This window comes from Terrabacter sp. R4-6 (assembly GCF_057529065.1).
This window is the reverse complement of the sequence record NZ_CP197224.1, coordinates 1,996,043-2,021,622: the sequence shown is the minus strand read 5'-3', so window position 1 is coordinate 2,021,622 and position 25,580 is coordinate 1,996,043. Positions and strand designations below refer to the sequence as shown.

The window sequence follows — 25,580 nt, the reverse complement described above, 5'->3', positions numbered from 1 at the left end:
TCTGCGGTGGCGAGGCTCAGCCGACGGGCAGCCGCTCGCGGAGGAACTCGGTCGTCGTCGCCCACGCGAGCGCCGAGGACGCCGGGTCGTGCCACGGCATGTCGTCGTTGTCGAAGGCGTGGTCGGCGCCGGCATACGTCTCGAAGACGGTCGCGGGCTGCTCGGTCACGGAGGCCTCGATGCGGCGAACCGTATCGGTGTCGATGAAGGAGTCGGCGAGCCCGAAGTGGTGCAGGCTCGGGGCCGTCACCGTCATGACGTCGTGGAGGCCGGGGAGCGCCGAGCCGTAGTAGCTGACGAGCGCGTCGAGCGGCGCGGAGCCGTCGGACTCGAGGTGTGCTGCCACGTTGAAGCCGAGGCCCCCGCCGAAGCAGAAGCCGACCGCGCCGACACCGGCGGTGACCTCGTCGCGTTCGCGCAGCCACTCGACCGTCGCCGCGGCGTCGGTGACGGCGGCCTGCCAGTCGAGGCGCTGCACGAGGCCCATGCCCTGCTGGAGCGCGTCGTCGCCCACGACGGGCGAGGTGACGCCGAGGCGCCAGAAGATCTCCGGTGCCACGACGACGTAGCCCTGCTCGGCGAGCTGGGCGCCGCGGCGCTGGATGTAGTCGCTGACGCCGAAGATCTCCTGCAGCACGACGATCCCAGGGCCGTGCCCGGTCGGAGGAAGCCAGAGGTGCGCGGGCATCTCGCCGGCGTCGGTCGTGATGGTCACGTGTTCGGTCATGCCGTCAGTATGTCGAGACGGCCGGGACCGTGGCCGTGTGGCGCCAGCGTGTCCCGGCCGTCGTCATGGCGTATGCCGTGTGCTCCCACGGGTACCCGAGGCGGGCTCGTCGGGAGGTCAGCGTCGCGGACGCAGCTCGAGCAGGCGCGCGTCGTACATCCGCACCCGCTCGGCGAGGACGTCGTGCTCGCGCTCGTGGCTGCGCAGCACCGCGACGAGCGCCACGATGGCGACGACGAGGAGGCCACCGAGGGCCACGAGGGTCAGGACGCCACCACGCGTGTCCGCGCGACCGGTGGCGAGCAGGGCGAGGACGGCGACGAAGAGCAGCGCGACGACGCCTCCGAGGCCGCCGATGCGACGCGACGCGGACCGGTCGGCCGCGTCGAGCGCCTCCTGGGCGATGGCGCGCTCCTCACGGGCGACGCTGTGGCACAGGTAGGTCGCGGCCGGGAAGCGGTGGCTGTCGCGGCGGCGTCCGCGCCCGTGCAGCCGGTAGTCCATGGGGACGTCGACGAGGTGCGGGCGGGGTGCGCCGAGGCCCGGCGCGGGGATCGTGGTCAGCGCGGTCATCTGCGGGCTCCTTCTCTCTGCCGCTGGGTGCGCCCCATCACCATCAGGGTGCACCCAGCGGCGGCTGGGTGATGCGGTTTCGTCAGTCGTCCGAGCCGGCGTGCAGCCGGGCCCCGAGGGCGTAGGCGGCGACGACGAGGGCCGAGGCGGCCAGGACGACGTCCTTGAGGACGTACTGGCCCATCAGCGTCGGACCGTGCGGGAAGAGCTCGGCCGTGAAGAGGGCCAGCGGCGACATGATCCCGATGAGCGCTCCGCCGAGGACGACGATGCCGAGCCGCAGGAACTTGCCGGTGACAAGGGTCAGGCCGATGACCGTCTCGGTGACGGCGGTGAGCAGCACCGCGGTGTGGCCTGAGACGAGGCCGAAGGTCAGCCGGTCGATCGTCGCCGAGGCGATGGCCTCGGCCGGGCTGAGACCCGGGACGAACTTGATGACGCCGAAGCCGAGGAAGACCAGCCCGAGGCTGATGCGCAGGGCCTGGAGGCTGTAGGCCACGAGGAACGCCTGGAGGCGGTCGACGGCCGTGGTGGCGACGCCCGTCACGGTGCCGCGGAGGGTGGATCGGTGGGTCCCGGGCTTGCCGGGACGGTCGAGGACGTACTGCGACATGGTGGTTGCTCCTTGTGAGGTCGAACTGTCGAGACCTCAGATGGAGCAGGACCGCCGGAAGATACGCCCGGCGCTCGGGTTGAGTCGATCTACCTAGACCAAACACGGCCCGACGCGGGCAAATCGGACGCCGTCGGTGGCCCTCGCAATTCGCTTGACACGCAAGCGCATTCGCGCAGGTACTGCGTGGTCACCAGTTGACGAGCAGCCGCTCCTGCTTGTCGCGGAAGCTCCCGACGAGGATGAGGATGAGGTCGATGAGCGCCCAGACCCCGAGCCCGCCGAAGGTGACGAGCTGCAGGATGCCGGTGCCGACCTTGCCGACGTAGAAGCGGTGCACGCCGAGGACCCCGACGAAGAAGCAGAGCAGCGCCGCTGCGAGCCTCGAGCGGTCGCTCACGGGCTGCCCCTCGGCGTCGAGGGCCACCGGCACGAAGGCCGCCGCGAGGGAGGGTGCGGCCTGGACGGGCGACGGCGCGGGTGGGAGGAGCGGGCCGAGCTGGTCGGTCCACGAGTCGCCGTCCCAGTAGCGCGACTGGGGCTTGCCCTCCGGGTCGGGATACCAACCCGCGGGGATCTCGCGCGGTGCCGGGGGGACCGGCTGGTCGGGCTGCTGCGTCATGGTGGCCTCCGAGTGGTGGACGGTCGTCGGGCTGACCGGGGATCCCTCCCAGCATGGTGGACACCGCCTCCCGACGGCAGCCCCTTCGGCACCGGACCGCCCTGTACTTTTCTCCACCCCCGGCCGGTCACCCACGTCATGGTCCGGCGTGCCCACGGACCCCTACCGTGGTCGCGTGACCACGATCCCCGCCCGTGTCGAGCAGCGCCTCGCACCCCGCCACACGGCATACGTCGTGCTCGGCGGGGTCGTCGGTGCGCTGGCGGCGCCGGTGGTGTGGACGCTCGCGAGCCTCGCGGCGGGACTGCTCGTCGTCGTCGTCGGTGTCGCGTTCGTCGGGCTGCTCCTGCTCGTGTCGGAGGGGCTGAGCCGCTGGCACCGCGCCCGGGCCGCGGCACTGCTCGGCGTCGTCGTCGGCGCGCCGGCCGCGCCGGCCGCACCGGTCGAGCCGGGATGGCGCGGCTGGCTGGCGCTGCTGGGCCGGGCGACGACGTGGCGGCAGCTGGCGTACCACGCGTTCATCGGCCCCACCCTGCTCGCGGCGTCGGCCGCGGTCATCGCGTCCTGCTGGGGTGGCGGCCTCGTGCTCGTCACCTCGCCGCTCTGGTCGCGGATCAGCCCCGAGGTGCTCGCCCTGCCCGGCGGTCTCCTCCAGGGGGTCGGACGGATCTGGGTCTCGACCGCCGTCGGCTTCGGCCTCCTCGTCCTCGCCCCGCGGGTGGCCCGCTGGCTCGCCGCCCTCGACCTCGTGGTCCTGCGCCCGATGCTCGGCGAGACGCGCGGCGAGCAGCTCTCCCCGCGGGTCACGGCGCTCGAGCAGACCCGCGCCGGCGTCATCGACGCCGCCGACGCCGAGCGTCGCCGCATCGAGCGCGACCTCCACGACGGCGCCCAGCAGCGCCTCACCTCGCTCGCGCTCAACCTCGGGATGGCCCGCTCGGCGCTGGCACCCGATGCGCCACCCGAGACGCGCCGGGCCATCGAGGAGGCGCACGACGAGGCGAAGCAGGCGCTCGCCGAGCTGCGCGGCTTCGTCCGCGGCCTCCACCCCGCGGTGCTCGACGAGCGAGGGCTCGACGCGGCCCTGTCGGGCATCGTCGCCCGGGCGCCCGTGCCGACGAGCCTGCACGTGCTCCTCGCCCGGCGTCCCCCGCGGACGCTCGAGGCCGTCGCCTACTTCGTCGTGTCGGAGGCCCTGACCAATGTCGCGAAGCACTCCGGAGCCACCCGCGCCGCCGTCCGCGTCACCTCGGACGCCGACCACCTCGTCGTCGAGGTCAGCGACGACGGCCAGGGCGGCGCCGCGACGGGCGCCGGATCGGGGCTCACCGGGCTGACCAACCGGGTGGCGTCCGTCGACGGCACCCTCACCGTGACCAGTCCGGTCGGCGGTCCCACCGTGCTCAGGGCGGAGATGCCATGCGGGTCGTGATCGCCGAGGACTCGATCCTCCTGCGGGACGGGCTGATCCGTCTGCTCGCCGCCAACGGCATCGAGGTCGTCGAGGCCGTGGGCGACGCCGAGGCAGCACTCGTTGCCGTCGAGCGGCACCGGCCCGACCTCGCCCTGCTCGACGTGCGGATGCCGCCGAGCCACACCGACGAGGGGCTGCGCGCCGCGCTCGTCATCCGCGCCTCGTGGCCCGAGGTCGCGCTGCTCATCCTCAGCCAGTACGTCGAGGAGCGGTATGCCGCCGACCTCCTCGCGAGCACCACCTCCGCCGTCGGCTACCTCCTCAAGGACCGCGTCGCCGACGTCGACGAGTTCGTCGACTCGCTGCGCCGCGTCGCGGGCGGGGGCACGGCGCTCGACCCCGAGGTCGTCGCCCAGCTGCTGCTGCGGCGCGACAAGAGCCCCCTGCAGCGCCTCACCGACCGCGAGCGCGAGACGCTCTCGCTCATGGCCGAGGGTCGCTCCAACACCGGCATCGCCCGCGCCCTGCACGTCAGCGAGAGCGCGATCGCCAAGCACGTCAACGCCATCTTCACCAAGCTCGACATGCCGACCGCGGCGGGCGACCACCGCCGCGTCCTGGCCGTGCTCCAGTACCTCTCGGAATAGGGGACCCACCATGTCCGTGCACGACCCGACGAACCCCCAGACGAGCCCGCCGACGAGCCCGGCGACGACCCAGCCGTCGTCCGTCCCCGACGACCGCGTCCACGGCGACTCGCTGCCCGGCGCCGAGCCCTACGGCGACTCCTGGCTCCGGCCGACCCTGACGGCCGAGCCGGCCGTCGGCGCGCCCGCCGGCTCGCCCGCCGGCCCGAACGGCGCCGGTGGTGGACCGGCCACCCCGTCAGCACGTCCGTGGTGGCTCCTCGCCGGACTCGGGGCGACCCTCGTCCTCGCGGGTGCCGCCGGCGTCACGACGTGGGGCGCGGCGACCGGTGGTCTCTGGCGGAGCATCGATCAGCACCAGACCTACGAGCAGCCTGTCGGTGCCCTGACGATCAGGGGTGGGGCGAGCGACATCGAGGTCCGGGGCGGCGGCGCGGCGGGCACGGTCCAGGTCAGCCGACACCTGTCGTGGGGTCCGGGATCGAGCGAGCCCACGCCGCGAGAGCAGTGGTCCGGCACGACGCTCACCGTCGACGCGGAGTGCCGCGGCCTCGTCGCCTGGTGCTCGGTGGACTACGTCGTCGTCGTCCCGGACGCGGCCGACGTCACGGTCGACACCGGGTCCGGCGACATCACGCTGACCGGCTCCCTCGGCGGTGTCACGCTCAAGGCGGGCTCCGGGGACATCGAGACGGCAGACCTCGGGGCCGAGCAGGTCACGGCCGAGGCGGGCAGCGGGGACATCGACGTCGAGCTCGCCAGTGCGGTCTCGCCCGTGTCGCTCAGGACGGGGTCGGGCGAGGTCTCGGTGCGCCTGCCACAGGGCGCCGTGTACGCCGTGGACACCGAGACGGGGTCCGGCGACACGGAGGTCAGCGTCCCGACCAACCCGGGCAGCACCACGACGCTGCGGATCCGGACCGGGTCCGGCGACATCGCCGTCGACCACCGCTGACGCGGCCGACGCGCCCCGCACACGACGAAGCCGTATGCCGCAGAGGGGGTCTCGGCGGCATACGGCCCTGGGAGGTGCCGGCTCAGGTGGGGTTGCCGGCGGGGGTGTCCTCGTCGAAGGCGCTGTGCTTGTCGTCGGGCACGGCAGAGGCGGCCGGGGTGGGAGGAGCCGCCTGGTCGTGATGCTCGACGAGCTTGTCGATGCCCTTGTCGACCGAGGCACGGACCTTGGTCACGGTGTCGGCGTGCTTGCCGCCGGTCTTCTCGTCGATCTTGGCCTCGGCCTTGTCGAGGGCCCCGTCGACCTTGCCCCGGTTGTCGTGGGCGTAGCCCGCGGCAACCGACATCGCGGCCTTGGCCATCTCGACGACCGCGTCGCCGAAGTCCTTGGCCTTCTCCTGCAGGTGGACCTCGTCCGCCTTGCTCTTCAGCTGCTCACCGAATGACACGGTGTCTCCTCGTCTCGCACTGGTCCGACCCTCGTCGGCTCACTGCATCCACAGTCATACCCGGCACCCCTCGCCCGCAACCGGGGTCGACCCCGAAATCGACCCCGATCGACCCTGATTCGCCGGCCTTGCGGCCCGTCTGCCCGACATGTCCGCGAACGTCACGGAACGTCCCGCCGGCCACTGTCTCGTCGGTCACGTCGGCCGATCTGTGACGCGGGGAACTGCGCTCCGGCCGCGACCGGCAGAGACTGGAGAGGCAGGCGGAGCGCCTGCCCCACAACTGAACTGGAGTGATCACCATGAAGCGACTCGACGGACGCGTGGCGCTGGTGACGGGCGCGGCGAGCGGCATCGGCAAGGCGACGGCGGGGCGACTCGCCGACGAGGGCGCAGCGGTCCTGCTGACCGACGTCAACGAGACCCTCGGGGCCACGACGACCGAGGAGCTCAAGGCCTCCGGAGCGCGCGTCGAGTTCCTCCGGCACGACGTCACGAGCGAGGCCGACTGGGAGGCCGCCGTCGCCAGGGCGGTCGAGGCGTTCGGGTCGCTCGACATCCTCGTCAACAACGCCGGGATGGGTGACCTGGCCCCCATCGAGGACACGAGCCTCGCCGACTGGGAGCGCACCATCGCCATCGACCAGACCGGCGTCTTCCTCGGCATGAGGACCGCCGCCGCCCACCTCAAGGCCTCGGGCCACGGAGCCGTCGTCAACATCAGCTCGATCTTCGGCACGAGCGGCGGCTTCGGCACCTCGCCCGCGTACCACGCCGCCAAGGGCGCGGTCCGGACGCTGACGAAGAACGTCGCCCTGCACTGGGCCACCGAGGGCGTGCGCGTCAACTCGATCCACCCCGGCTTCATCGACACCCCGATCCTCGACGCCGCGCGCGGCACCCCGTTCGAGCAGGCGATGATCGACCTCACCCCGATGGGCCGGCTCGGCCGGCCCGAGGAGATCGCGGCCGGTGTGGCCTACCTCGTGAGCGACGACGCGGCCTTCGTCACCGGTCTCGAGCTCTACATCGACGGGGGCTACATCGCCCGCTAGCGTCCGCGGGCGGTCGACCACGCCCAGTCGAGGACCGACCGGTGCCGGGACCACGACGGGTCGCCCGCCGACGGCGCCTGGGGGTCACCGTCGAGCGCGGCCCCGTCGGGGGCCCCGTCGCCGGCCCGTGTCGTCGCGAGCGACCGGGTCACCGCGTCGGAGACGCCGAGCCGTCCGCCCGGTGGCTCGCCGAGCACGTCGGCCGCGTCGCGGTCGCCGACCATGTCGTGCCCGAGGCTCGGGATGAGCGACTCCACCGTGCCGCTCGGCACGTCGACGAGGGCGCCCGCCACGCGGGCGACCGTCTCGACGGGGGCCAGCCACACGGGCACCTGCACCCGCAGCAGCCGGGCGCGGGCGGCATACGTCCGCAGCAGGGAGACGTAGCTGAGCCGGTCGGGGCCGACGACGTCGAGGTGTCCCGTCACGTCGGGCCGCTCGAGCGCCTCGGCGAGGAACCACACGGCGTCCGCGACGGCCACCGGCTGGATGACCGAGCTGCCCATCCAGGCCGGCACGGTCTGCACGACCCCGAGCCGGGTCGACATCTGCCGCATCACCTCGAAGCTCGTCGACCCGGCACCGACGACCATCGAGGCCCGGAGGGTCAGCACCGAGCAGTCGGCCGTCGCGAGGATCTCCTCGACCTCGAGCCGCGAGAGCAGGTGGTCCGAGAGCTCGTCGTCGGGCAGGTCGGGCACGATGCCCGAGAAGTAGACGAGGCGGCTCGCGCCGACGACGCCCGCGGCGTACGCGACGTTGTCGGCGGCCTGCCGGTCGCGCTGCCTGAAGTCGTCGGCGTCGAGGCCGTGCACGAGGTAGCAGATCGCGTCGACGCCCTCGAGCGCCTCGAGGACACGCTCCTCGTCGTGGACGTCGACGCGCCGCCACTCGACGTCACCGGACCACGGGTATGCCGTCGCCGGGCTCCGGTGGTGGGTGGCCACGACGTCGTGGCCGCGGCGGAGCAGCTCGGGGACGAGCCGCGACCCGACGTAGCCGCTCGCGCCGACGACGGCGACCCTCATCGCCGTTTGCGCTCGCGGCGGTCGCGCCGGAAGGAGCCGAGGAGGTCCGTCGCCGAGCGGACGAGGTCGAGCGAGCTGTCGTCGTCCGCCTCGGCGTCCGGGACCGGCCCCGACACCGACATGCACGTGAGGAAGCGCTCGATGAGCGGGTCGGAGGCGCGCTGGACGAGGCCGGTGCCGAAGTCCATCGGGAAGCCGAGGAAGACGAGGTCGGTCACGAGGTGCGCGCGGGTGCGGTCGTCGTCACCGGCGACCGGGTGCAGCGTCAGCGTGATGTCGATGGTCGCCTTGCCGAGGCCGTGCCGCTCCTGGCCCGAGGCCGTCAGGCGCGCCCGGCCGCCCTTCTCGTCGCGCTCGACCATCGACCCGGTGCCGTCGAAGTACATCGACAGCGGCCCGAGCTTGGCCTTGATCTCGCCGACGAAGTCGTCGCCGTCGACCTGCGTGACCTTCGCCCCGGGGAAGCACCGGCCGATCCGGCGCAGGTCCATGAAGTTCGTCCAGACCACGCTCCGCGGTGCGTCGAGCTCCTGCTCGTGCCCGAGTCTCATCGCGTGTCCTTCCGTCAGGCGCGCCGCCCGGTGGCTGGCCGGCGGCGCTTCGTCAACGGTGGCATACCCGCACGGCCCCCGACAGGGGCGCCCTGTCCAGGGTCAGTCGGGAGCGCCGGGCGGCAGCAGCTCCCAGTGCAGGCCGTCGCCCCAGCCGCCGCCGGCGACGCGGTCGACCGCGTGCTCGCGGCCGAACTCCACGAAGCCGACCGAGCGCAGCACGGCGTTGCTCGCCTCGTTGTCGGCCGCGGTCTCGCCGACGAGACGGCGCACGCCGAGGCCACCCTCGCTCGTCGGTGCCAGCGCATGGGCGACGGCGAGCCGGGCCGCCTCCTTGGCGGCACCGCGGCCGCGGGCGCTGGGGAAGAACTGGTAGCCGAGCTCGGCCGTGTCGGTGATCGCCCCGCCGCGGCTGAAGAGGGTGACCCCGCCGAGGGCGCGGTCGGTGTCGGGGTCGGCGACGCACCAGTCGATCGCCGTGCCCTCGGACATCCGCTCCTGCCGGGTGCGCAGCCACGCCGGGAAGGTCTCGGGTCTCAGGACCGACCGGGCCGGCATCCAGTGCTCGGGGTCGTCGTCACGTGGTTCGATCGCGTCGACGTCGTCGAGCCGCCAGGGCCGCAGCCGCACCCGCTCACCCTCGGCCGGTGTCGCGGCGAACCACGGGTTCCGCGGTTCGAGCGGGTCGCCCGGGGTGATGCTGCCGGTCCACGTGTCGAGCGCCTCGGTCCCGCCCTCGGGGTCGGGGTGGCTGCCCGGGATCGTGCCGTGGAACGTGAAGCCCGCGGCCCACGCGGCCCGCCGCGAGCCCCAGTTGCCGACGACGGCGCGCCAGTGGACGCGGGTCACCGGGGCGCCCCAGACGGGCGTCGCGAAGGCGTGTGCGACGACGAGCCGGACCGCGCGGGACATGAGGCCGTGACCGCGGGCGTCCGGGTGCAGCCCGAAGCCGAGCTCGCCGGCGGACGGCGCGGCGCCGGGCCTCAGGTCGATGGTCCCGGCGTAGCGGGCCGTGCCCGTCCCGTCGGTCCACTCGATGGCCCAGGACCGCGTGCCCCCGGGCTCGCCCCACGCGCCGAGGTTGTGCTCGACCCAGCTCAGTGCGTCCTCGCGGGCGTAGGGACGTGGGACCGTCGTCCACCGCAGGCTCTCGGGGTCGCTGCTCTGCTCGACGATCGCGTCGGCGTCCTCGACCGAGTGGGCGCGCAGCGTCACGACGCCGTCGGTCAGCAGGGTCACGTCGGGGGTCACGTCGGGGGTCACGGTGGTCGGCTGGGAGGTCTCGGTCACGGCGTCAGCCTGCCAGCCGGCATACGCCCTCGTCACCGCGATATGAAGAAGGACCGGGAGCCAGCGTGCTGGCTCCCGGTCCCTAGGCCCGCTTCCCCTCCACAGGCTGCGTACCGATGGTTACCGTACCCAATGGGTCGCTCGGACGAACAGGCGTTGCGGGCAACCCAGGACACCGCAACTCGGGGGAGGATGCGTGTGGGAGCCGACCGGCTCGAGACGCGAGGAAGGGTTGCCGTGGGGACAGGGGCCGAGCGCGGCGTGCGACGACAGGCCGGTGGTGGGACGGGAGTCTCCCCCTGGCCTCGACTCCCGTCCCGACCCACCGGTGCCAGTGGTCACGATACGAAGGTCGTGTGCCGTGACGCGTCCTCGTTGCGCACGCGGACGCCGCGCGCAACAGGGGTCCCCGCCCGGGTGCCGGCATGCTGAACGAGCAGGTGCAGTGGGTCCTGCGCAACGCCCGGCTGCAGGCCGCCGACCCGGCCCTGCGCAGCGCGGCGGGCTTCGCCCACGGCGCCGGTCGGGCCGAGCCGGTGCACCGCGCCCAGGTCGGTCGCTGGGAGAACGGCCGCGTCGAGGTGACGCGGTCGCTCGTGCGCCGCTACGAGACGGTGCTCGGCCTGCGCGAGGGGCAGCTGCTCGCCGCCGTCGACCTCTTCTCGCGCTCCCACCAGCCCGTGCGCCCGGCCGCCACGCTCCCTCCGCCGACGCCGCCCGACGTCGACGGCACCCTGGAGCTGCTCGAGCGGGCGCTCGCCGACGAGCGGATGAGCGGCCGCGACTGGGACCGGCTCTCCGACCACCTGGGCCGGATGCCCCACGCGATGGTGCGGGCCGGCGACTGGGAGGCACTGATCCGCCGGCTCATCCAGGAGGTCAGCCTCGCGCTCGACCTCGACTACGTGCAGCGCGACGAGGCCATGGCCCGTCTGGCCGGGCACCCCCGCAGCGCCGGCGTCGTCGCCTCGCTCGTCGCCGAGGTGGTGGGCCGACCCGACGCGCAGTTCTACGTCGACACCCTCAGCCTCCTGCGCTTCATGGACGCCCCGCGCGGCTTCTCCGTCCTCGTCGGCCAGCTCCGCGAGCCGACGAACGCCAGCTCGCTGCGGGCCTGCCTCAGCGTGCTGACGACGCTCGTGCGCGGCACCGGCCTCGACCCCGAGACCCGGCTCGAGGCGATCCGGCTCGCGGTCCAGCACCTGCGCGACCCCACGCACCCCTACCTCGTGCACCGCGGCGCCGCCAACCTCGTGCGCACCCTCGGACCCGACGGCCACCGCGTCGCGACGGGACTCACGGCCGAGGACCGTCGGGCCGCGGCCTCGATCATCCGCAACGGCCGGGCCATCACGGCCCAGGCGATCCGCGAGGCCCACCTGCGCATCCGGACCGAGCTCGAGGCGACCGAGGGGCACGCGGCCGCCCACGAGCCGATCCTCGGCGAGCTGCTGCAGACCGCGCTCGGCGAGACGAACGAGGAGGACCGGTCCTACGCCCTCGGCATCCTCATGCTCTCCCCGCAGAAGCGGGTCATCGGCCGGGTCCACGCCGCGGCCTTCGCCGATGCCCTCGCGTGCCACGACCACGTCGCCGCGCACGAGAGCGTCACCGTGCTGACGTGGATGGGACAGCGCGAGGACCTCGACCTCTTCGAGCGGGTCGCACTGTCGCCCGACTCCGCCCCCGACGTTGCCAAGGAGGCCGGCTACGTCGTCGGAAACACGCACGAGCCCGTGGGTCGACGCCGTGACGAGCGCGAGGAGGCCGTCGCCCGGCGGATCGCCGAGATCATCTCGACCGGCCGGGACGAGTCCGACGTCCAGCTGCTGCGCGGCCTCGTCTACGCCCTCGGCATGCGCGGGCGGCACGACCTCGTCGCGGCCCTCGTGGACGCCCTGCCCGAGCCGGGGCGGGACCCGCACGGGATGGCCGAGCAGGCCCGCGCCACCCTCGGCTGGTGGCTCGACGTGCCCGAGCACCTGAGACCGCTCCGGTGACTCCGCCCGTCGGTCGCTAGGTTGGTGGCGTGGAGACCGACGAGGTGCTGAGCCTGCTCAAGGACGTGGCCGAGGAGGTCATCAACCCGCGGTTCCGGGCGCTCGCCGCCGGCGAGATCCACGAGAAGCGCCCGGGCGACCTCGTCACCGACGCCGACCGCGAGGCCGAGGTGCTCATCACGGCTGCGCTCGGCTCCGCCTACCCCGACGCCGTCGTGCTCGGCGAGGAGACCTTTGCGGGCGACCCGGCGCTCATGGAGCGGTATGCCGTCGCCGACCACGCGTTCACCGTCGACCCCGTCGACGGCACGAAGAACTTCGTCCACGGCTCCAAGGACCACGCCGTCATGGTGAGCGAGACCGTCGACGGCGAGGCCGTGCGGGCCTGGATCTGGCAGCCGCAGCACGAGCTCGGCTTCGTCGCCGAGCGCGGCGCCGGGACGTGGCGCCACGACGCCGACGGGTCGCGCCGGCTGACGATCCCCGAGCCGCCGTCGGCGGCTCTGCGCGGTCGCACGTCACGCCGGAAGTGGAGCGGGCAGGCGCTCGACGGCCTCGAGCCGATGACCCTCACGTGGGTGTCGTGCGGCATCGACTACCCCAAGCTCGTCGAGGGCGCGGCCGACTACATCGTCTACGCGAAGGCCGCGCCGTGGGACCACGTGCCCGGCTCGCTCCTGCTCTCCGAGGCCGGCGGCCTGCTCGGCACGACCGCAGGCGTCCCGTACTCACCGCGCGACATCGCGCCCCCGGGCCTGGTCGCCGCCGGCAGCCCCACGGCATACGACCACGTATGCCGTGCGCTCGCCGCGAGCGCCCACCTGCCCTGACCCGCCCGTGACGTCGCACCCCCGCGCCGCCGGGTCCACCGCGCACGCGGTGCTGGCGGGTGTCGTCTGCGGACTCGTCGGCTTCACGAGCTCGTTCGCCGTCGTGCTGACCGGCCTGGAGGCCGTCGGGGCCGACCCGGACCAGGCGGCGTCGGGCCTGCTCGTCCTCTGCGTGACGATGGGCCTCGGCTGCGTGCTCTTCTCGTGGCGGCTGCGGATGCCGATCACCATGGCGTGGTCGACGCCGGGCGCGGCGCTGCTCGCCGCCGCGACGGTGCCGGCCGGTGGGTTCGCCTCTGCGGTGGGGGCTTTCGTCGTCTGTGGAGTGCTGCTGGCCCTGTGCGGTCTCGTCCGGCCGCTCGAGCGGCTCGTCGAGTCCATCCCGAAGCCGCTCGCGAGCGCGATGCTCGCGGGAGTGCTGCTCACGCTCTGCGTCGCGCCGTTCCGGGCGGTCGTCGCGACGCCGGCCGCCATCGCGCCGGTCATGGTGACGTGGCTCGTCCTCGTCGCCGTCGCGCGGCGCTGGGCCGTCATCGGCGCGCTCGTCGCGGCGCTCGTCGTCATGGCGGTGCAGGGTGTCTTCGGACGCCTCGACCTCTCCGGTGCGGCGCCGTCCCTCGTCCTCGTCGCCCCGTCGTGGGACGCGACGACCCTCGTCGCCGTGGCGGTCCCGCTCTTCATCGTCACGATGACGAGCCAGAACATCCCCGGGATGGCCGTGCTCGCGTCGTTCGGCTACCGGCCGGGCATCCGCGGGCCGCTGCTCTACACCGGTGGGGCGAGCGCCCTCGGGGCCGTCGGCGGCGCGCACGCGATCAACCTCGCCGCGATCTCCGCCGCGCTCGCGGCCGGGCCCGAGGCGCACCCGGACCGGAGCCGGCGCTGGGTCGCGGGGGTCGCGTGCGGCGTCACCTACCTCGCGTTCGGTCCGCTCGCCGGCATCGTCACGGCCGCAGCGCGTTCGGCGCCCGCGGGCCTCATCGAGACCATCGCCGGGCTGGCGCTGCTCGGCACCTTCGCTAGTGCGGCGGCGGCTGCGCTCGCCGACGCCTCGACCCGCGAGGCCGGCGCCGTCACCCTCGTCGTGGCCGCGTCGGGCATCACGGTCGCGGGAGTCGGAGCGGCGTTCTGGGGTCTGGTCGCCGGCGTGCTCGTCCTCCTCGCCCTCCGGCTCGAGCGCGCCCGCCGCGTACGGGACTGACCACTCGACGCCTCTCTCACCTCGAGTGGTCAGTCCCGTACGTACGGGAGCGACACTCGACGCCTCTCTCACCTCGAGTGGTCGGTCCCGTACCGGCGCGGTCAGGTCACTCCTCGGAGGCTCCCGCGGACGCCTTCTTCGACCGGGCCGCGCGAGCGGGAGCGGTCTTGGCGGCCTTCTTCGCGTCGCGGGCCGCCTTCTTCGCCGTGGCCGACGCCTTGGTCGTCTTCTTCGCGGCGACGTAGCGCTGGGGGTCCTTGTCCTTCGGGGTGATCCCCTCGGCCCAGCGCACCGCCTCGTAGCGCAGGAACTGCACCGCGATCTCGTGGCGCAGCTCGAGGCTCGCCCGCTGGCGGAAGTCGGCGAGGTCCTGGCGCTCCTCCTCGCCCATGTGGTCGCTGTTGTGGACGTTGGCGTCGATGACGGCCGTCCACCACGCGTCGGACCCGGTGCGGCAGCGCCCGACCTTGCGCACCGACGTGCGGATGTCGTTGTGGTCCTTGACCGCGTCCTCGACCTCCTCGTCGACGGACTCGGCGTCGGCGCCGCCCGTGCCGATACGCAGCAGCTCGGGGTAGAAGTAGAGCTCCTCGGCCTCGGCGTGGGTCTCGAGGAGGATCTCGAGCCGCTTCCAGACGGCGGCGAGACCCTCGTGGTCGTCGCGCGGCCACTCCTCGAGCATGGCGAACATCCGTCGCTGCTCGTCGTGCTGGCGGAGGATGACGTCGGTGATGTCCACGGGTCGGGCCTTTCTGTCGTCCGGCGGGTTCCGGATCCACTGTGCCGCATCCATACCCGATGCACGTCGTGGGCTTGGCCGTTTCGCGTATCACCGGGCCTCGCTGGTGCCACCGTTGGGTGGTCGGGAGACGTCCGACGCAGTTCACCGGCGCAGGGATGGGTGGTGGGTCCGCATGACGAGCAACGACCTGGTCGTGGTGCTTCCGGGGATCACCGGCAGCACGCTCGGGGTCCGGGGTGACGACGGCTCACCCGCGAGCGAGAACCTCATCTGGGCCCCGAGCGCCGGCGCCGTCTGGAAGCTCCTGACCGGCGGCCAGTCGATCCTCAAGAAGGCCCTGCCGGAGGGGATCGGCGACGACCACCCGGGTGACGGCGTCGAGCCGGTCGCGCTCATGCCCGACGTCCACGTCCTGCCGGGCATCTGGACGCCGATCCGCGGCTACGACGTGCTCGTCAGCGCCCTCGAGAAGCAGGGCTACCAGCGCGGCACCGGCGGCAAGCCGGCGACGCTCATGACGTACGCGTACGACTGGCGCCTGTCCAACCGCTACAACGGCGCTCGCCTGAAGACCGTCGTCGAGCCGGCCCTCGAGCAGCTGCGGGCGCAGGGCGGGGCGTATGCCGACGCGAAGGTCGTCTTCGTCTGCCACTCCATGGGTGGGCTCGTCGCCCGCTGGTACATCGAGAAGTGCGGCGGCGCCGAGGTGACCCGCAAGCTCATCACCCTCGGCACGCCGTGGCGTGGTGCGACCGACGCGCTGACGCAGCTCGTCAACGGCGTCAAGAAGGGCATCGGCCCGCTGTCGATCGACCTCACGGACTTCTCGCGCAGCATGCCCTCGCTCTTCCAGCTGCTGCCGGAGTTCGCGTGCATCGGCAGCGCCGGGGGCTACGCAAAGACGACCGAGGTGTCGGTGCCCAACGTCAGCACGGCGATGGTCGCCGACGCGATGGCCTTCCACACCGACCTCCAGGCAGCCGAGTCCGCTCGGCCGGGGAGCCGGACCTCCGCGCACATGATCGTCGGCATCCGTCAGCCGACCGCGACGACGGTCCAGCTGTCGGGCGGGACGGCCACGGCGTACCAGGACTTCGGCACCGACAACGACTTCGGTGACGGCACCGTGCCGCTGACCGGGGCCGTCGGTCTCGGTGAGGCGCTCGACACGAACCTGGCGGTGCGCGTGCCCGAGCAGCACACCAACCTCCAGTGCAACCAGCTCGCCCTCGACCAGGTGCAGGAGATCCTCTCCGCCAAGCCGGTCCGTCGGCGCGAGCTGACCGACACGAACGTGCGCGCCGTCGTGCCCGACCTCGTCACGCAGGGGCAGGCGCTCAAGGTGACCTTCGACCTCGAGTCGGACGACCCGGACGCCGACCCGCCGCGCAAGGCGGTGACCGTCACGGTCCGCAGCGAGAAGGGGAAGGTGCTCGCGACGGCCGAGCCGACGCTCCGGAAGGGGCACGGCGTCGCGTCCTTCGACGACCTCCCGGCCGGCACGCACACCGTCACCGTCACGGGCTCCGGACCCACCTCCACGGTGCGGCCCGTCACCTCGACGACGCTCGTCTGGCCAAAAGGTTGACTTCGTCGCCGATTTCTCAGTTTTCTTCTTATTCTCGTGGGTAGCGCCTGAGACGGGTTTGGGAACGATGCGCAATTTTCTGTCGAACACTGCTGCGGGATTGGTCAGCGGCGTGATCAGTGGTGCGATTATTCTGGGCGCCGCTGCGTTGGGTGCCGACCGAATCGCACGCATCGCGCTGAATGCGCACCCCACCTGCGCGGAGCCTGCTGGCCTTCAGCCGCTGAGCAACTCCGCGATCGCGAGTTTGAGCGGCTCCGCGGAGAAGGCCGAAGGTCCTTCGATCTCATACGCGCCCAAGTCCGCGCTAGACGGCAGAGGCGGCTCGATCTGGATCCCGAAGCTGGTCCACACTCCTGAGAACACTCGTCGGGGAATCATCGAGTTCTCCCAAGCACCTGAGGACATGTTGCAAATTCACTTCAGCTCAGAGCAGGAGGTGAAGCTTGTCTGCGTTGTGAACGGTCTCGCTAACTCCTACCAGAACTACGAGAACTGGGGTCGGGTCAGAACTGTGAAGGTGTGGTCAGACGACGCCTCCGGCATACAGACCTCGGTGCTGCAGACTCTCGGTTCGGACACGTTTCCCAACGCCCAGTTCGCGGCTCGAGACCTCGCTTTGAGCAAGGACCTCTCGATGCAACTTGTAGATGCCTACAGCGGTTTGACGATCGAATCGTTCGACCCGGACGTCTGTCTTGTGAAGGGTCAACTCGTGGATGCTCCAAACTCCGTCAAGCCAACGGTGCAGCCGCGCTTTGAGCAAGGCTGTCTGGTGCCACCAGATTCGCGCGCCGGGATCTCGTCGATCTATCTGTACGTGGAGCAGTGAGGCGACAAGCCGACGCGCGGCCTGCCGGTGCGACGGACGGGCAGGAACAAGTCAGGGACTATCCAAGGAGAGTTACCGCAGATGACCGATACCACGACGGACGAGAACCGGCGGATCGGCTGGGACTGCGTCGCGCTCGACTGCGCCGACGCGGCAGGCGTGGCGCAGTTCTACGCCAACCTGCTCGGCGGCCGGGTGGAGGCCGACCCCGACGGCGACTGGTTCAACGTGCTGTGGGACGGCCCCCGCATCGCGACCCAGCTCGCACCCGGGCACGAGTCGCCCGACTGGCCCCGTGGCCAGCAGCAGGCGCACCTCGACTTCGTCGTCGTCGACATCGCCGCCGCCCACGAGCGGGTGCTCGCCCTCGGCGGCACCGCTCTCGACCCCGTCGAGCCGCCGCAGCCGGAGCCCGAGCGGGGGTTCCGCGTCTACGCCGACCCCGCCGGTCACCCCTTCTGCCTGTGCCGCCCGACCGAGGACGCCTGGGGCTGAGCCCCGCGGCCCCGCGGCCCCGCGGCCCCGCGGGCCGCAGGCGCTCAGCCGAAGTCGAGTCCGTCGAGCGACGTCGACGGCTTCTGGTCGGGCAGCCGCAGCATGCGGAAGGAGTTGCCCAGACCGAGCAGCCCGGCGAGGAGTGGGACCAGCAGGGCGATCTGGAGGGAGCGGTTGCGGGCGTCGTCGTTGATGGCCACCACCTCGGCCTCGACCTCGGCCGGCTGGCCCGAGATCTGCTGCGAGAGCTGGGTGTTGCTCATGATCTCGGCGTCGTGCTCGAGGGCCTGGGCGATCTGCTGCTGCTGCGCGGCCGGGATGACGGAGCTGTTCTCGGCCAGCTGAGTGAAGGTGAGCGACAGGGCGGCCAGCATGAGCCCGCCCGCCATGGCGAGACCGAAGGAGAGGCCGAAGGATCCGGCGGCGGAGTTGACGCCGGCGGCCTCGCTGACGCGCTCCTCCTCGATCGGGGCGAGCGTGTAGTTGTTGAGCTGCGACACGAGCAGGCCGAGGCCGCACCCGGTGATCGTGAGCGGGACGACGAAGTACCACCCGTTGTCGGCGCGCGGGACGAGCGGGAGGATGATCGCGACGCCGAGGCTCGTGAGGACGAAGCCGGCGCGGATGATCGCGGCGGGCCGCCGGTTGCCGGCCCGCCTCCCGGCCACGAGGGCCGCCGCGAACATCGTGAGGGACAGCGGGGCGAGCGCCAGGCCGGACTGGAGGGCGTTGTACTCGAGCGTCATCTGGAAGTAGAGCGGGAGGGCGATCATGGCGCCGCCCAGGGTGACCTGCTGCAACAGCTGTCCCGAGACGCCGGCCGTGAAGTTCGGGTGGTGGAAGAGGTCCGGGTCGAGCAGCGTCACCTGCCCGGCACGCTTGCGCCGGCGGAGCCACCGGGCCAGGAGCACGAGCGCCGTCGCCCCGACGACGAGGAGCAGGCCGACGTACCGACCGCCCTCCTGCCAGACGAGGATGCCCAGCACCACGCCGCCCATGCCGAGGGCGGAGAGGATCGCGCCGACCACGTCGATCTGGCGCGAGCCGGTGTACTCGACGTCCTTGACGAGCCGGATCTGGCTCAGCACGATGACGATGATGAGGACCTCGAGCGCGAACCCGACCCGCCACGACAGGTAGGTCGTGACGAACCCGCCGAGCAGGGGGCCGATCGCGGCGGCGATGGCGGCGGAGGCGCCGACGAGCGCGTAGGCCTGCTTCTGGGCGGCACCGGCGAAGTTGCCGTGGATCAGCGACTGCATGGCGGGCAGGAGCAGGGACGCCCCGAGCCCACCGATGATCGCCCAGAAGACGATGATCGCCGTGAGGCTCTGGGCCAGCGTCATCGCCAGCGCGCCGACGGCGTACCCGAGCAGTCCCAGGACGTAGGCGCGCTTGCGCCCGATCAGGTCGCCGACCTTGCTGTTGATGAGGATGAAGGCGGCCGAGACGAGTGCCTCGAGCGCGATGGCGGACTGCACCCCGCTGGCCGTCGTGTCGAGGTCGGTGATGACGGCCGAGATCGACACGTTCATCAAGGAGGTGTCGACGACGAGGACGAACATCGCCATGGCCAGCAGGAGCATCAGGCGGCGGCTCCCCGGCACATCCGGAGCCGAACCTTGGGCGGGGTTCTGCGTCATGTCACCCTCTCGGCCACCGAATGGGCCGAAGTCTACCGAGGTCGACGCGCCGCGTCCGTCAATCGAGGACGATGCCGAAGTGCTCGGCGAGGGCGGCGCGCACGGCCTCCTCGTCGGCGAGCTCGGCCTCCTCGCGTCGGCCGTGCGTCGTCGTGACGAGCCGGTCGCCGCTCAGGGTGACCCGGCCCGTCGGGGTGAGCACCGAGGCCAGCCGAGCCCGGGTGAAGTGGCTGTCGGGTGAGCGCTGCTGCCACTCGTTGCGCTCGGCGAAGTCGGCCAGCGGGTGCGGCGTCGTCGTGAGGACGAAGCGGTCGCGCCAGTCCTCGCCGTCGCGGCGCTCGCGGTAGACCCACGTCCCGTCGCGGGCCTCGAGTCCCACCGCGTGGCCGCGCTCGCGGCGCTCGAAGCCGTCGCGCAACGGCAGTGGCTCGATGAACCCCTCGCCGAAGCCGACGTCGGCGAGCACGGGCTCCTCGAGCCGACCACCCGACACGACGAGCGCGACGTGGTCGAACTCGTCGGTGAGCCCGCCGGCCCCGGTGGCGACGCGCGCGGAGACGAGGTCGACGGCATACCCGAGGCGGCGCAGCAGCATGGCGAAGAGGCCGTTGAGCTCGTAGCAGTAGCCGCCGCGGCGGGCGCCGACGACCTTGGCCAGCAGCGACGCCCGGTCGAGGCGGATCGGCCGGCCGAGGGAGATGTCGAGGCTCTCGAAGGGCACGGCCAGCAGGTGCGCCCGGTGCAGCGACGCGAGCGCCGCCGGGGTGGGGGACTCTGGAGCCGCGGCGCCGATGCGCGAGAGGTATGCCGTCGCCTCCGTCGTCGTGAGCGCGTCGGTCGTCGTCGGTGGGGTCACCCGGCCATCCTGTGACCTCGAGCCCCCTTGAGGTCAAGCGGTCGTCTGCGTCGGCAGCGGCAGGGTCACGCCGACCATCGTCACGCCTCGCCCGTCCCACTCGTAGGCCGTGCGCTCGAGCAGGTGCCCGGCCGCGGCCCGCAGGACGGCGGGGTCGAGCGTCGGTGCGTCGAGCGGGCCGCGCTCGAGCACCTGGGTGCCGTCGTCGTAGCGGACGAGCACCTCGAGGCGCCGGGGGAGACGAGGTGCGCCGTCGAGGGCGAGCACTCGCGCGGCGGCGCGGTCGACGCAGCCGTCGAGCACCGCGAGGACCTTGGACCGGGTCCGGGTCGCGGGCAGCGACCGGCTCGCGCTCACCGAACGGCGCGGCCCCGGCAGGCGGATCGTCGCGTCGTCGGTGCCTTGCGCGATGGTGACGAGGCGCCGGGCCATCGCCGTCGTGACGAGGCGCTTGAGGTCGTCCTCGTCGAGCCCGTGGAGGTCGGCGACGACGAAAAGCCCTGCGGCATTGAGCTTCTCGTAGGTCGTCCGACCCACACCCCAGAGCTCGTCGAGGCGCAGGCGGGGCCGCACGCGCGCCTCGAGCTCGGCGTCGACGACGACGAGGCCGTCGGGCTTGGCGCGCCGGCTCGCGAGCTTGGCCATGAGCTTGGTGCGCCCGACGCCGACCGAGACCGCCAGCCCGACCTCGGAACGGGCGGCCGCGCGCAGGGCCACCGCCATCCCGCGCGGGTCGCCGCGGTCTCGCCCGGTGACGTCGAGGAAGGCCTCCTCGACCGAGCCCGGCTCGACGAGGGGCGTGAAGCGGTGGAACACCTCGAACAGGCGAGCCGACGCCTCCTCGTAGGCCTCGGAGCGGTAGCCGGTCACGAGCACCTGGGGCCAGCGGCGCTGGACCTGGCGCAGCGGCATACCGGCGTGGATGCCGAGCGCACGCGCCTCGTAGGACGGGCAGGCGACGACCTCGTGGGCCACGACCATCGGCCGCCCGCGCAGCGCCGGGTCGTCGCGCTGCTCGACCGAGGCGAGGAACGCGTCGGCGTCGGCATGCATGATGACCACCGGCCCAGTCTCCGCCAGCCACCGACAGCCACCGGCAGCCACCGTCGCTCAGTAGCCGGCGTGGTCGAGCGCCTCGGTCGTCAGCTGCCGACCGAGCTCGATCATCTCCGCGGCCCGGTGGAAGTCGAGGGTCCGCACGGCGTTCGACGGCACGGTGACGAGCACGTCGGGCGGGTTGCTCGCCATCCGGTAGCGCGAGATGAGGGCGCTCATCGTCTCGAACGACATGTTGAGCAGGTCGACGAGCCCGACGTCGGCGGACCGGACGACGAGCGCCTCGGTCGGCGTCTGCGGCAGCCGGTCGACGGCCTCCGGCGGGATCGGCTCGTCGTGCTCGACGTCCTGGGCGTGGGCGTGGTGGTCGTGGTCGCGGGCGTGCCCGCCGAAGCGGCTCGTGATGGCGCGGACCCGCTCGGACTCGAGCACCTCGGCGGCGCTGCGCCGCAGCCGGGTCGTCCACTCCTCGCGCGGCACGGGCTCCGACGACTCCTTGACCGGTGTCGTCGGCCCGCCGGTGGCCCGCATGCCCGACAGGGAGACGGCGATCGTCAGGTCCGCCGAGGCCGCCGCGGTCGGCTCGATGGGGATGGGGTTGATGAGGCCGCCGTCGACGAGGACCCGGCCGTTGATGACGGCGGGGGTGATGACGCCGGGGATCGCGATGGACGCGCGGATCGCGTGCTCGACCGGACCCCGCTGGAACCACACCTCGCGACGCGCGTTGATGTCGGTCGCGACCGCCGTGTAGGGGATGGGCAGACTCTCGATCGTCGCGCCGTCGAGGATCTCCCCGACCTTCGCGATGATCCGCTCAGCCCGGATCGCGCCGTTCGGCGAGGTGATGCTGAGGTCGAGCAGCCGCCACACCTCACGCTGGGTCAGGCTCCGCGCCCACTCGGTGTACGCGTCGAGCTTGCCCGCCGCCGCGACCCCGCCGACGAGCGCGCCCATCGACGTGCCCGCGATCGTCACGATCTCGAAGCCGCGCTCGGCGAGCACCTCGAGCGCCCCGACGTGGGCGTAGCCGCGAGCCCCGCCCGACCCGAGCACGACCGCCGCACGCATCCCCTCACCCACGTCATCGACGATAGTCCGCGTCCGGGACGCCTTGCGCGCCGGTCAGGACGTGAGGAAGTAGATCTCCATCACGTCGAGGCGCTCGCGGTCGGCGACCATCTCGATCCCGGTGACGAGGTCGCGGTCGTCGACCGTGAAGCGGAAGGCCACCATGGCCTCGCCCCGCAGCGTCCAGACCGCGCCGACGCCGCCGTCGAAGGCCGCGAGCCGCGCGGACCGGGCGCCGCCGTTGAACCGCTGGGCCACGGCCTCGGGCCCGCGGAGCACCTCGGGTGAGCCCATCGCGACGGCCGCGGCGTCGGACGTCAGCACGACGTCGGGGTCGAGCATCTCGAGCAGGGCCGAGAAGTCGCCGCCCCGGGCCGCGGCGAGGAAGGCCGTGACGACCTCGCGCTGCCGGGTCCGCGCGGGCCCGGACTCGTCGGCGTCGGCCGCGCGGACCCGGCGGCGGGCCCGGCTCGCGAGCTGGCGGGTGGCGGCGGGGGAGCGGTCGATGATGTCGGCGATCTGCTCGAACGGCAGGCCGAAGAGGTCGTGGAGCACGAAGGCGAGGCGTTCGGCCGGGGCGAGCGTGTCGAGGACGACGAGGAGGGCCAGGCCGATGCTGTCGGCGAGCTCGACCTCGCTCGCCGGGTCGGGTGCCGGCCGGGTCGGCTGGGTCGGCGCGGTGCGCACGTCGCCGACCGCGACGAGCTCGGCGAGTCCGGCGTCCCAGCTGTCCTCGCGCCGGGAGCCGCGCGAGCGCAGCATGTCGAGGCTGATCCGACCGACGACCGTGGTCAGCCAGCCCGCGAGGTTGGTGACCTCGGTCGTGTCGCTGCGGCTGAGGCGCAGCCACGCCTCCTGCACGGCGTCGTCGGCGTCCGCGGCCGACCCCAGCACGCGGTAGGCCACGGCCCGCAGCCGCGGTCGTTGCTGCTCGAAGTCGCGGGCGAGCCACTGCTCGCGGGTCTCGTCGTCCATCTCGTCACATCCTCCGGTCGTGATCCGTCATAGCACTGACGAGCCGGAGCCACCCGATGTGACACCGCACCGACCGAACCAGGAGAGAACATGTCCGCCGTGAACACCCTCATCTACCCCGTCGCCGACCTCGCCGCCGCGAAGCAGGTCTTCACGACCCTGCTCGGCGCTGAGCCGCACACCGACGAGCCCTACTACGTCGGCTACTCCGTCGACGGCCAGGAGATCGCCCTCGACCCGAACGGTCACCGCAAGGGCCTGACCGGTGCGACGCCCTACTGGTCGGTCGACGACCTCGAGGCGACGGTCGCCGCGCTCACCGCGGCCGGCGCGACCGTCAGCCAGAAGCCGACCGCGGTCGGGGGCGGTCGCACCGTGGCCGTGCTCGCCGATGCCGATGGCAACATGATCGGCGTGATGCAGGGATGACGGCCGACGACGCCACCGACAGCACCGACAGCACCGACAGCGCCGACGGCACCGACGGCGTACGCCGTCCGCCCGCCGAGGCGCCCGCGTCCCCTCCTCCGCCGCGCCCCACGGCGCAGCGGGTCCGGGACACCCGGGAGCTGCTGGGCCGCGAGATCGACTGCTGGGTCGCGACGGCCGACCCCGCGACCGGCGCACCGCACCTCGTGCCCCTGTCGTTCGACTGGGACGGGACCTCGCTCCTGCTCGCGACCGGGGAACGCAGCATCGCCGGCCGTGGTCTCGCGTCCGGAACGGGGGTCCGGATCGGCCTCGGCGCGACGCGTGACGTCGTCATGGTCGACGGCCTCGTCGAGGCGGTCCCGACGGCCGTCCTCGACCCCGCGGAGGCCGACCGTTTCGCCCAGCGGACAGGTTTCGACCCTCGGGAGACCTCGGGTTCCTACCTCTTCTTCCGCGTCGTCCCCAGCCGCATCCAGGCCTGGCGCGAGGAGAACGAGCTGCGCGGTCGGGACGTGATGCTCGAGGGTCGCTGGATCACGACCACCGACTGATCGAGACCGTGAGCTCGACTGTGCCGCAGTCGATCCCACCTCAACCACAGGCTGACCGCGCGCCTGCTCGGGAGGCGCGGGACGGCATACGCGATCGGCGTCGGTGACGCCGTGTGACGAGGGGCCGGGAGGGGTGTCGTCGACGCCCACCCGGCCCCTCTCCGCTGCCCGCAGCAGCCCTCGGGTCTTGCGCCCCGGCTCCGACGTGTGCACTATGGAGGTGCAGATGTAAGCGCTTACAGAGCCGGGGAGACCCGGTCAGGGGCCTGGTCGCGACACATCACTCAACGACGAGACGCGAGAGGTGGGACCCATGGCGACAGCACGCAGGCAGAGCGCGGACACCGCTCCGTCGACGCCGCCGGCGGGCGCCACCATCTACTCCGTCGCCGAACGCGCCGGCGTCTCGATCGCCACCGTCTCCCGCGTCCTGCAGGGTGCCGGCACGGTCTCGACGACGACGGCCCAGAAGGTCCTCGACGCCGTCGAGCAGCTCAACTACGTGCCGCTCGGCGCCGCCCGCAGCCTCGCCGTCCGCCACCACGAGGCGCACGGGCTCGTGCTGCCCGAGCTCACCGGTCCCTACTACTCCGAGCTGCTCATGGGCTTCGAGTCGCGGGCCGCCGAGCTCGGCCAGAGCGTCACCCTGATGCTCACCGACGGCAAGGCCGACCTCGCCCGCGCCGTGCGCCAGCTCGCGACCCGCGTCGACGCCATCGCGGTGCTCGGCTCGGCCGCCATGCCACCGGCCGTCGCCCGCGCCCTGCACGGGCAGAAGCCCGTCGTCATCATCGCCGGCACGCCCCAGGAGGGCATCGAGAGCGTCCGCGCCGAGAACGCCCACAGCGCCGAGCAGCTCACCGAGCACGTGCTCGCCCATGGGCGCACCCGCCTCGTCTTCGTCGGTGACCCCGAGGGCGCGCCCGACATCGCCGAGCGCCACGCCGGTTTCGTCGCCGCCCACCGGGCGCGTGGCCTCGAGCCCGCCGACCCGGTCCGTGTGCCGTTCCGCGAGGGGGAGGGCGCGGCCGTCGCCGAGCGCATCCTCTCCGGCGAGATCGAGGCCGACGCCCTCGTCTGCGCCAACGACGAGCTCGCCCTCGCGATCATGAGCCGGCTGCAGGACGCCGGCCGCGACGTCCCCGGCGACATCGCCGTCGTCGGCTGGGACGACGTCATGACCTCGCGCTACGTGCGGCCCGGCCTCACCACGGTCCGCCAGCCCGTCCACGAGCTCGGGGTCATCGCCGCCGAGCGCCTGCACCAGCGGGTCGCGGGCGGCCAGCCCCGGCTCGAGCCGCAGATCCTGCCCACGGAAGTCGTCGTCCGCGGCTCCTGCGGCTGCCCCACCCGCTGACCGCCACGCGCGACGCGCCTCCGCCGCC

Annotated in this window: 27 protein-coding genes; 13 read left to right on the top strand and 14 right to left on the bottom strand. The window is 72.7% G+C overall.

Going from position 1 to position 25,580, the window contains the following annotated elements; all coding sequences use genetic code 11:
• Positions 1-16: 16 nt before the first annotated feature.
• The 4 genes from ACSSS0_RS09565 to ACSSS0_RS09550 form a co-directional block, all read right to left on the bottom strand.
• Positions 17-727, bottom strand: a complete 711-nt coding sequence (locus ACSSS0_RS09565; RefSeq protein ID WP_487230948.1) for a dienelactone hydrolase family protein — start codon at positions 725-727, stop codon at positions 17-19.
• A gap of 117 nt (positions 728-844) precedes the next feature.
• A complete protein-coding gene (locus ACSSS0_RS09560; RefSeq protein ID WP_487230947.1) occupies positions 845-1,300 on the bottom strand; it encodes a hypothetical protein in 456 nt (151 codons plus the stop codon).
• An 82-nt stretch (positions 1,301-1,382) separates the two neighbouring features.
• Positions 1,383-1,913, bottom strand: a complete 531-nt coding sequence (locus ACSSS0_RS09555; RefSeq protein ID WP_487230946.1) for a DoxX family protein — start codon at positions 1,911-1,913, stop codon at positions 1,383-1,385.
• Between the two features lie 190 nt (positions 1,914-2,103).
• Positions 2,104-2,535, bottom strand: a complete 432-nt coding sequence (locus ACSSS0_RS09550; RefSeq protein WP_487230945.1) for an NINE protein — start codon at positions 2,533-2,535, stop codon at positions 2,104-2,106.
• A gap of 175 nt (positions 2,536-2,710) precedes the next feature.
• Here ACSSS0_RS09550 and ACSSS0_RS09545 point away from each other — a divergent pair, with 175 nt between their 5' ends.
• From ACSSS0_RS09545 to ACSSS0_RS09535, 3 genes are read left to right on the top strand one after another with little or no spacing between them, the layout of a single operon-like run.
• On the top strand, positions 2,711-3,967 hold the full coding sequence (locus ACSSS0_RS09545; RefSeq protein ID WP_487230944.1) for a sensor histidine kinase: 1,257 nt from the start codon (positions 2,711-2,713) through the stop codon (positions 3,965-3,967).
• Positions 3,955-4,596: a response regulator gene (locus tag ACSSS0_RS09540; protein WP_487230943.1), complete on the top strand. Its 642-nt coding sequence runs from the start codon at positions 3,955-3,957 to the stop codon at positions 4,594-4,596. The genes ACSSS0_RS09545 and ACSSS0_RS09540 overlap by 13 nt, the downstream gene beginning before the upstream one ends.
• A gap of 10 nt (positions 4,597-4,606) precedes the next feature.
• A complete protein-coding gene (locus ACSSS0_RS09535) occupies positions 4,607-5,551 on the top strand; it encodes a DUF4097 family beta strand repeat-containing protein (RefSeq protein ID WP_487230942.1) in 945 nt (314 codons plus the stop codon).
• 82 nt (positions 5,552-5,633) lie between these two features.
• Here the strand turns inward: ACSSS0_RS09535 and ACSSS0_RS09530 are convergent, their stop codons facing one another.
• Positions 5,634-5,999, bottom strand: coding sequence for an antitoxin (locus ACSSS0_RS09530; protein ID WP_435984225.1), 366 nt, complete (start codon positions 5,997-5,999; stop codon positions 5,634-5,636).
• Positions 6,000-6,301: 302 nt separating this feature from the next.
• Here ACSSS0_RS09530 and ACSSS0_RS09525 point away from each other — a divergent pair, with 302 nt between their 5' ends.
• The gene (locus tag ACSSS0_RS09525; RefSeq protein WP_487230941.1) at positions 6,302-7,054 is read left to right on the top strand and encodes an SDR family NAD(P)-dependent oxidoreductase; all 753 of its coding nucleotides are present in this window, start codon (positions 6,302-6,304) and stop codon (positions 7,052-7,054) included.
• Here ACSSS0_RS09525 and ACSSS0_RS09520 read toward each other — a convergent pair.
• The 3 genes from ACSSS0_RS09520 to ACSSS0_RS09510 form a co-directional block, all read right to left on the bottom strand.
• A complete protein-coding gene (locus tag ACSSS0_RS09520; protein WP_487230940.1) occupies positions 7,051-8,082 on the bottom strand; it encodes an NAD-dependent epimerase/dehydratase family protein in 1,032 nt (343 codons plus the stop codon). The genes ACSSS0_RS09525 and ACSSS0_RS09520 overlap by 4 nt on opposite strands.
• Positions 8,079-8,633, bottom strand: coding sequence for an SRPBCC domain-containing protein (locus ACSSS0_RS09515; protein WP_435984228.1), 555 nt, complete (start codon positions 8,631-8,633; stop codon positions 8,079-8,081). Before ACSSS0_RS09515 ends, ACSSS0_RS09520 begins: the two co-directional genes overlap by 4 nt.
• A gap of 102 nt (positions 8,634-8,735) precedes the next feature.
• The gene (locus ACSSS0_RS09510) at positions 8,736-9,923 is read right to left on the bottom strand and encodes a GNAT family N-acetyltransferase (protein WP_487230939.1); all 1,188 of its coding nucleotides are present in this window, start codon (positions 9,921-9,923) and stop codon (positions 8,736-8,738) included.
• Between the two features lie 425 nt (positions 9,924-10,348).
• Between ACSSS0_RS09510 and ACSSS0_RS09505 the strand changes: the two genes are divergently transcribed.
• From ACSSS0_RS09505 to ACSSS0_RS09495, 3 genes are read left to right on the top strand one after another with little or no spacing between them, the layout of a single operon-like run.
• Positions 10,349-11,923 carry a hypothetical protein gene (locus ACSSS0_RS09505; protein ID WP_487230938.1) on the top strand — a complete coding sequence of 525 codons (1,575 nt, stop codon included), beginning with the start codon at positions 10,349-10,351 and terminating at the stop codon, positions 11,921-11,923.
• A 29-nt stretch (positions 11,924-11,952) separates the two neighbouring features.
• Positions 11,953-12,753: an inositol monophosphatase family protein gene (locus tag ACSSS0_RS09500; protein WP_487230937.1), complete on the top strand. Its 801-nt coding sequence runs from the start codon at positions 11,953-11,955 to the stop codon at positions 12,751-12,753.
• A 7-nt stretch (positions 12,754-12,760) separates the two neighbouring features.
• Complete coding sequence (locus tag ACSSS0_RS09495) at positions 12,761-13,954, top strand: benzoate/H(+) symporter BenE family transporter (RefSeq protein WP_487230936.1); 1,194 nt, start codon at positions 12,761-12,763, stop codon at positions 13,952-13,954.
• A gap of 106 nt (positions 13,955-14,060) precedes the next feature.
• Here the strand turns inward: ACSSS0_RS09495 and ACSSS0_RS09490 are convergent, their stop codons facing one another.
• Positions 14,061-14,693: a hemerythrin domain-containing protein gene (locus tag ACSSS0_RS09490; RefSeq protein WP_487230935.1), complete on the bottom strand. Its 633-nt coding sequence runs from the start codon at positions 14,691-14,693 to the stop codon at positions 14,061-14,063.
• 175 nt (positions 14,694-14,868) lie between these two features.
• On the opposite strand from ACSSS0_RS09490, the gene ACSSS0_RS09485 reads away from it, so the two are divergent.
• The 3 genes from ACSSS0_RS09485 to ACSSS0_RS09475 all read left to right on the top strand — a co-directional run bounded on the left by ACSSS0_RS09485 (position 14,869) and on the right by ACSSS0_RS09475 (position 17,611).
• Entirely contained in the window at positions 14,869-16,284 is a 1,416-nt protein-coding gene (locus ACSSS0_RS09485; RefSeq protein WP_487230934.1) for an esterase/lipase family protein, read from the top strand.
• A 67-nt stretch (positions 16,285-16,351) separates the two neighbouring features.
• Positions 16,352-17,116, top strand: a complete 765-nt coding sequence (locus ACSSS0_RS09480; RefSeq protein WP_487230933.1) for a hypothetical protein — start codon at positions 16,352-16,354, stop codon at positions 17,114-17,116.
• 81 nt (positions 17,117-17,197) lie between these two features.
• A complete protein-coding gene (locus ACSSS0_RS09475) occupies positions 17,198-17,611 on the top strand; it encodes a VOC family protein (RefSeq protein WP_487230932.1) in 414 nt (137 codons plus the stop codon).
• A gap of 44 nt (positions 17,612-17,655) precedes the next feature.
• Here the strand turns inward: ACSSS0_RS09475 and ACSSS0_RS09470 are convergent, their stop codons facing one another.
• Genes ACSSS0_RS09470 through ACSSS0_RS09450 form a run of 5 tightly spaced genes read right to left on the bottom strand, consistent with a single transcriptional unit; the run spans position 17,656 to position 23,212 of the window.
• Positions 17,656-19,254, bottom strand: coding sequence for an MFS transporter (locus ACSSS0_RS09470; protein ID WP_487230931.1), 1,599 nt, complete (start codon positions 19,252-19,254; stop codon positions 17,656-17,658).
• 58 nt (positions 19,255-19,312) lie between these two features.
• Complete coding sequence (locus ACSSS0_RS09465; RefSeq protein WP_487230930.1) at positions 19,313-20,110, bottom strand: arylamine N-acetyltransferase family protein; 798 nt, start codon at positions 20,108-20,110, stop codon at positions 19,313-19,315.
• Positions 20,111-20,143: 33 nt separating this feature from the next.
• Positions 20,144-21,163 (bottom strand): Y-family DNA polymerase, encoded by a 1,020-nt coding sequence (locus ACSSS0_RS09460; RefSeq protein ID WP_487231202.1) that lies wholly within the window; start codon positions 21,161-21,163, stop codon positions 20,144-20,146.
• 57 nt (positions 21,164-21,220) lie between these two features.
• The gene (locus ACSSS0_RS09455; RefSeq protein ID WP_487231201.1) at positions 21,221-22,237 is read right to left on the bottom strand and encodes a patatin-like phospholipase family protein; all 1,017 of its coding nucleotides are present in this window, start codon (positions 22,235-22,237) and stop codon (positions 21,221-21,223) included.
• A 54-nt stretch (positions 22,238-22,291) separates the two neighbouring features.
• Positions 22,292-23,212, bottom strand: a complete 921-nt coding sequence (locus tag ACSSS0_RS09450) for a sigma-70 family RNA polymerase sigma factor (protein WP_487230929.1) — start codon at positions 23,210-23,212, stop codon at positions 22,292-22,294.
• 90 nt (positions 23,213-23,302) lie between these two features.
• Here ACSSS0_RS09450 and ACSSS0_RS09445 point away from each other — a divergent pair, with 90 nt between their 5' ends.
• The 3 genes from ACSSS0_RS09445 (at position 23,303) to ACSSS0_RS09435 (ending at position 25,552) form a co-directional block, all read left to right on the top strand.
• Positions 23,303-23,641 (top strand): VOC family protein, encoded by a 339-nt coding sequence (locus tag ACSSS0_RS09445; RefSeq protein WP_435984240.1) that lies wholly within the window; start codon positions 23,303-23,305, stop codon positions 23,639-23,641.
• Entirely contained in the window at positions 23,638-24,195 is a 558-nt protein-coding gene (locus ACSSS0_RS09440; RefSeq protein WP_487230928.1) for a pyridoxamine 5'-phosphate oxidase family protein, read from the top strand. The genes ACSSS0_RS09445 and ACSSS0_RS09440 overlap by 4 nt, the downstream gene beginning before the upstream one ends.
• A gap of 313 nt (positions 24,196-24,508) precedes the next feature.
• Complete coding sequence (locus tag ACSSS0_RS09435) at positions 24,509-25,552, top strand: LacI family DNA-binding transcriptional regulator (RefSeq protein ID WP_487230927.1); 1,044 nt, start codon at positions 24,509-24,511, stop codon at positions 25,550-25,552.
• Positions 25,553-25,580: the final 28 nt, after the last annotated feature.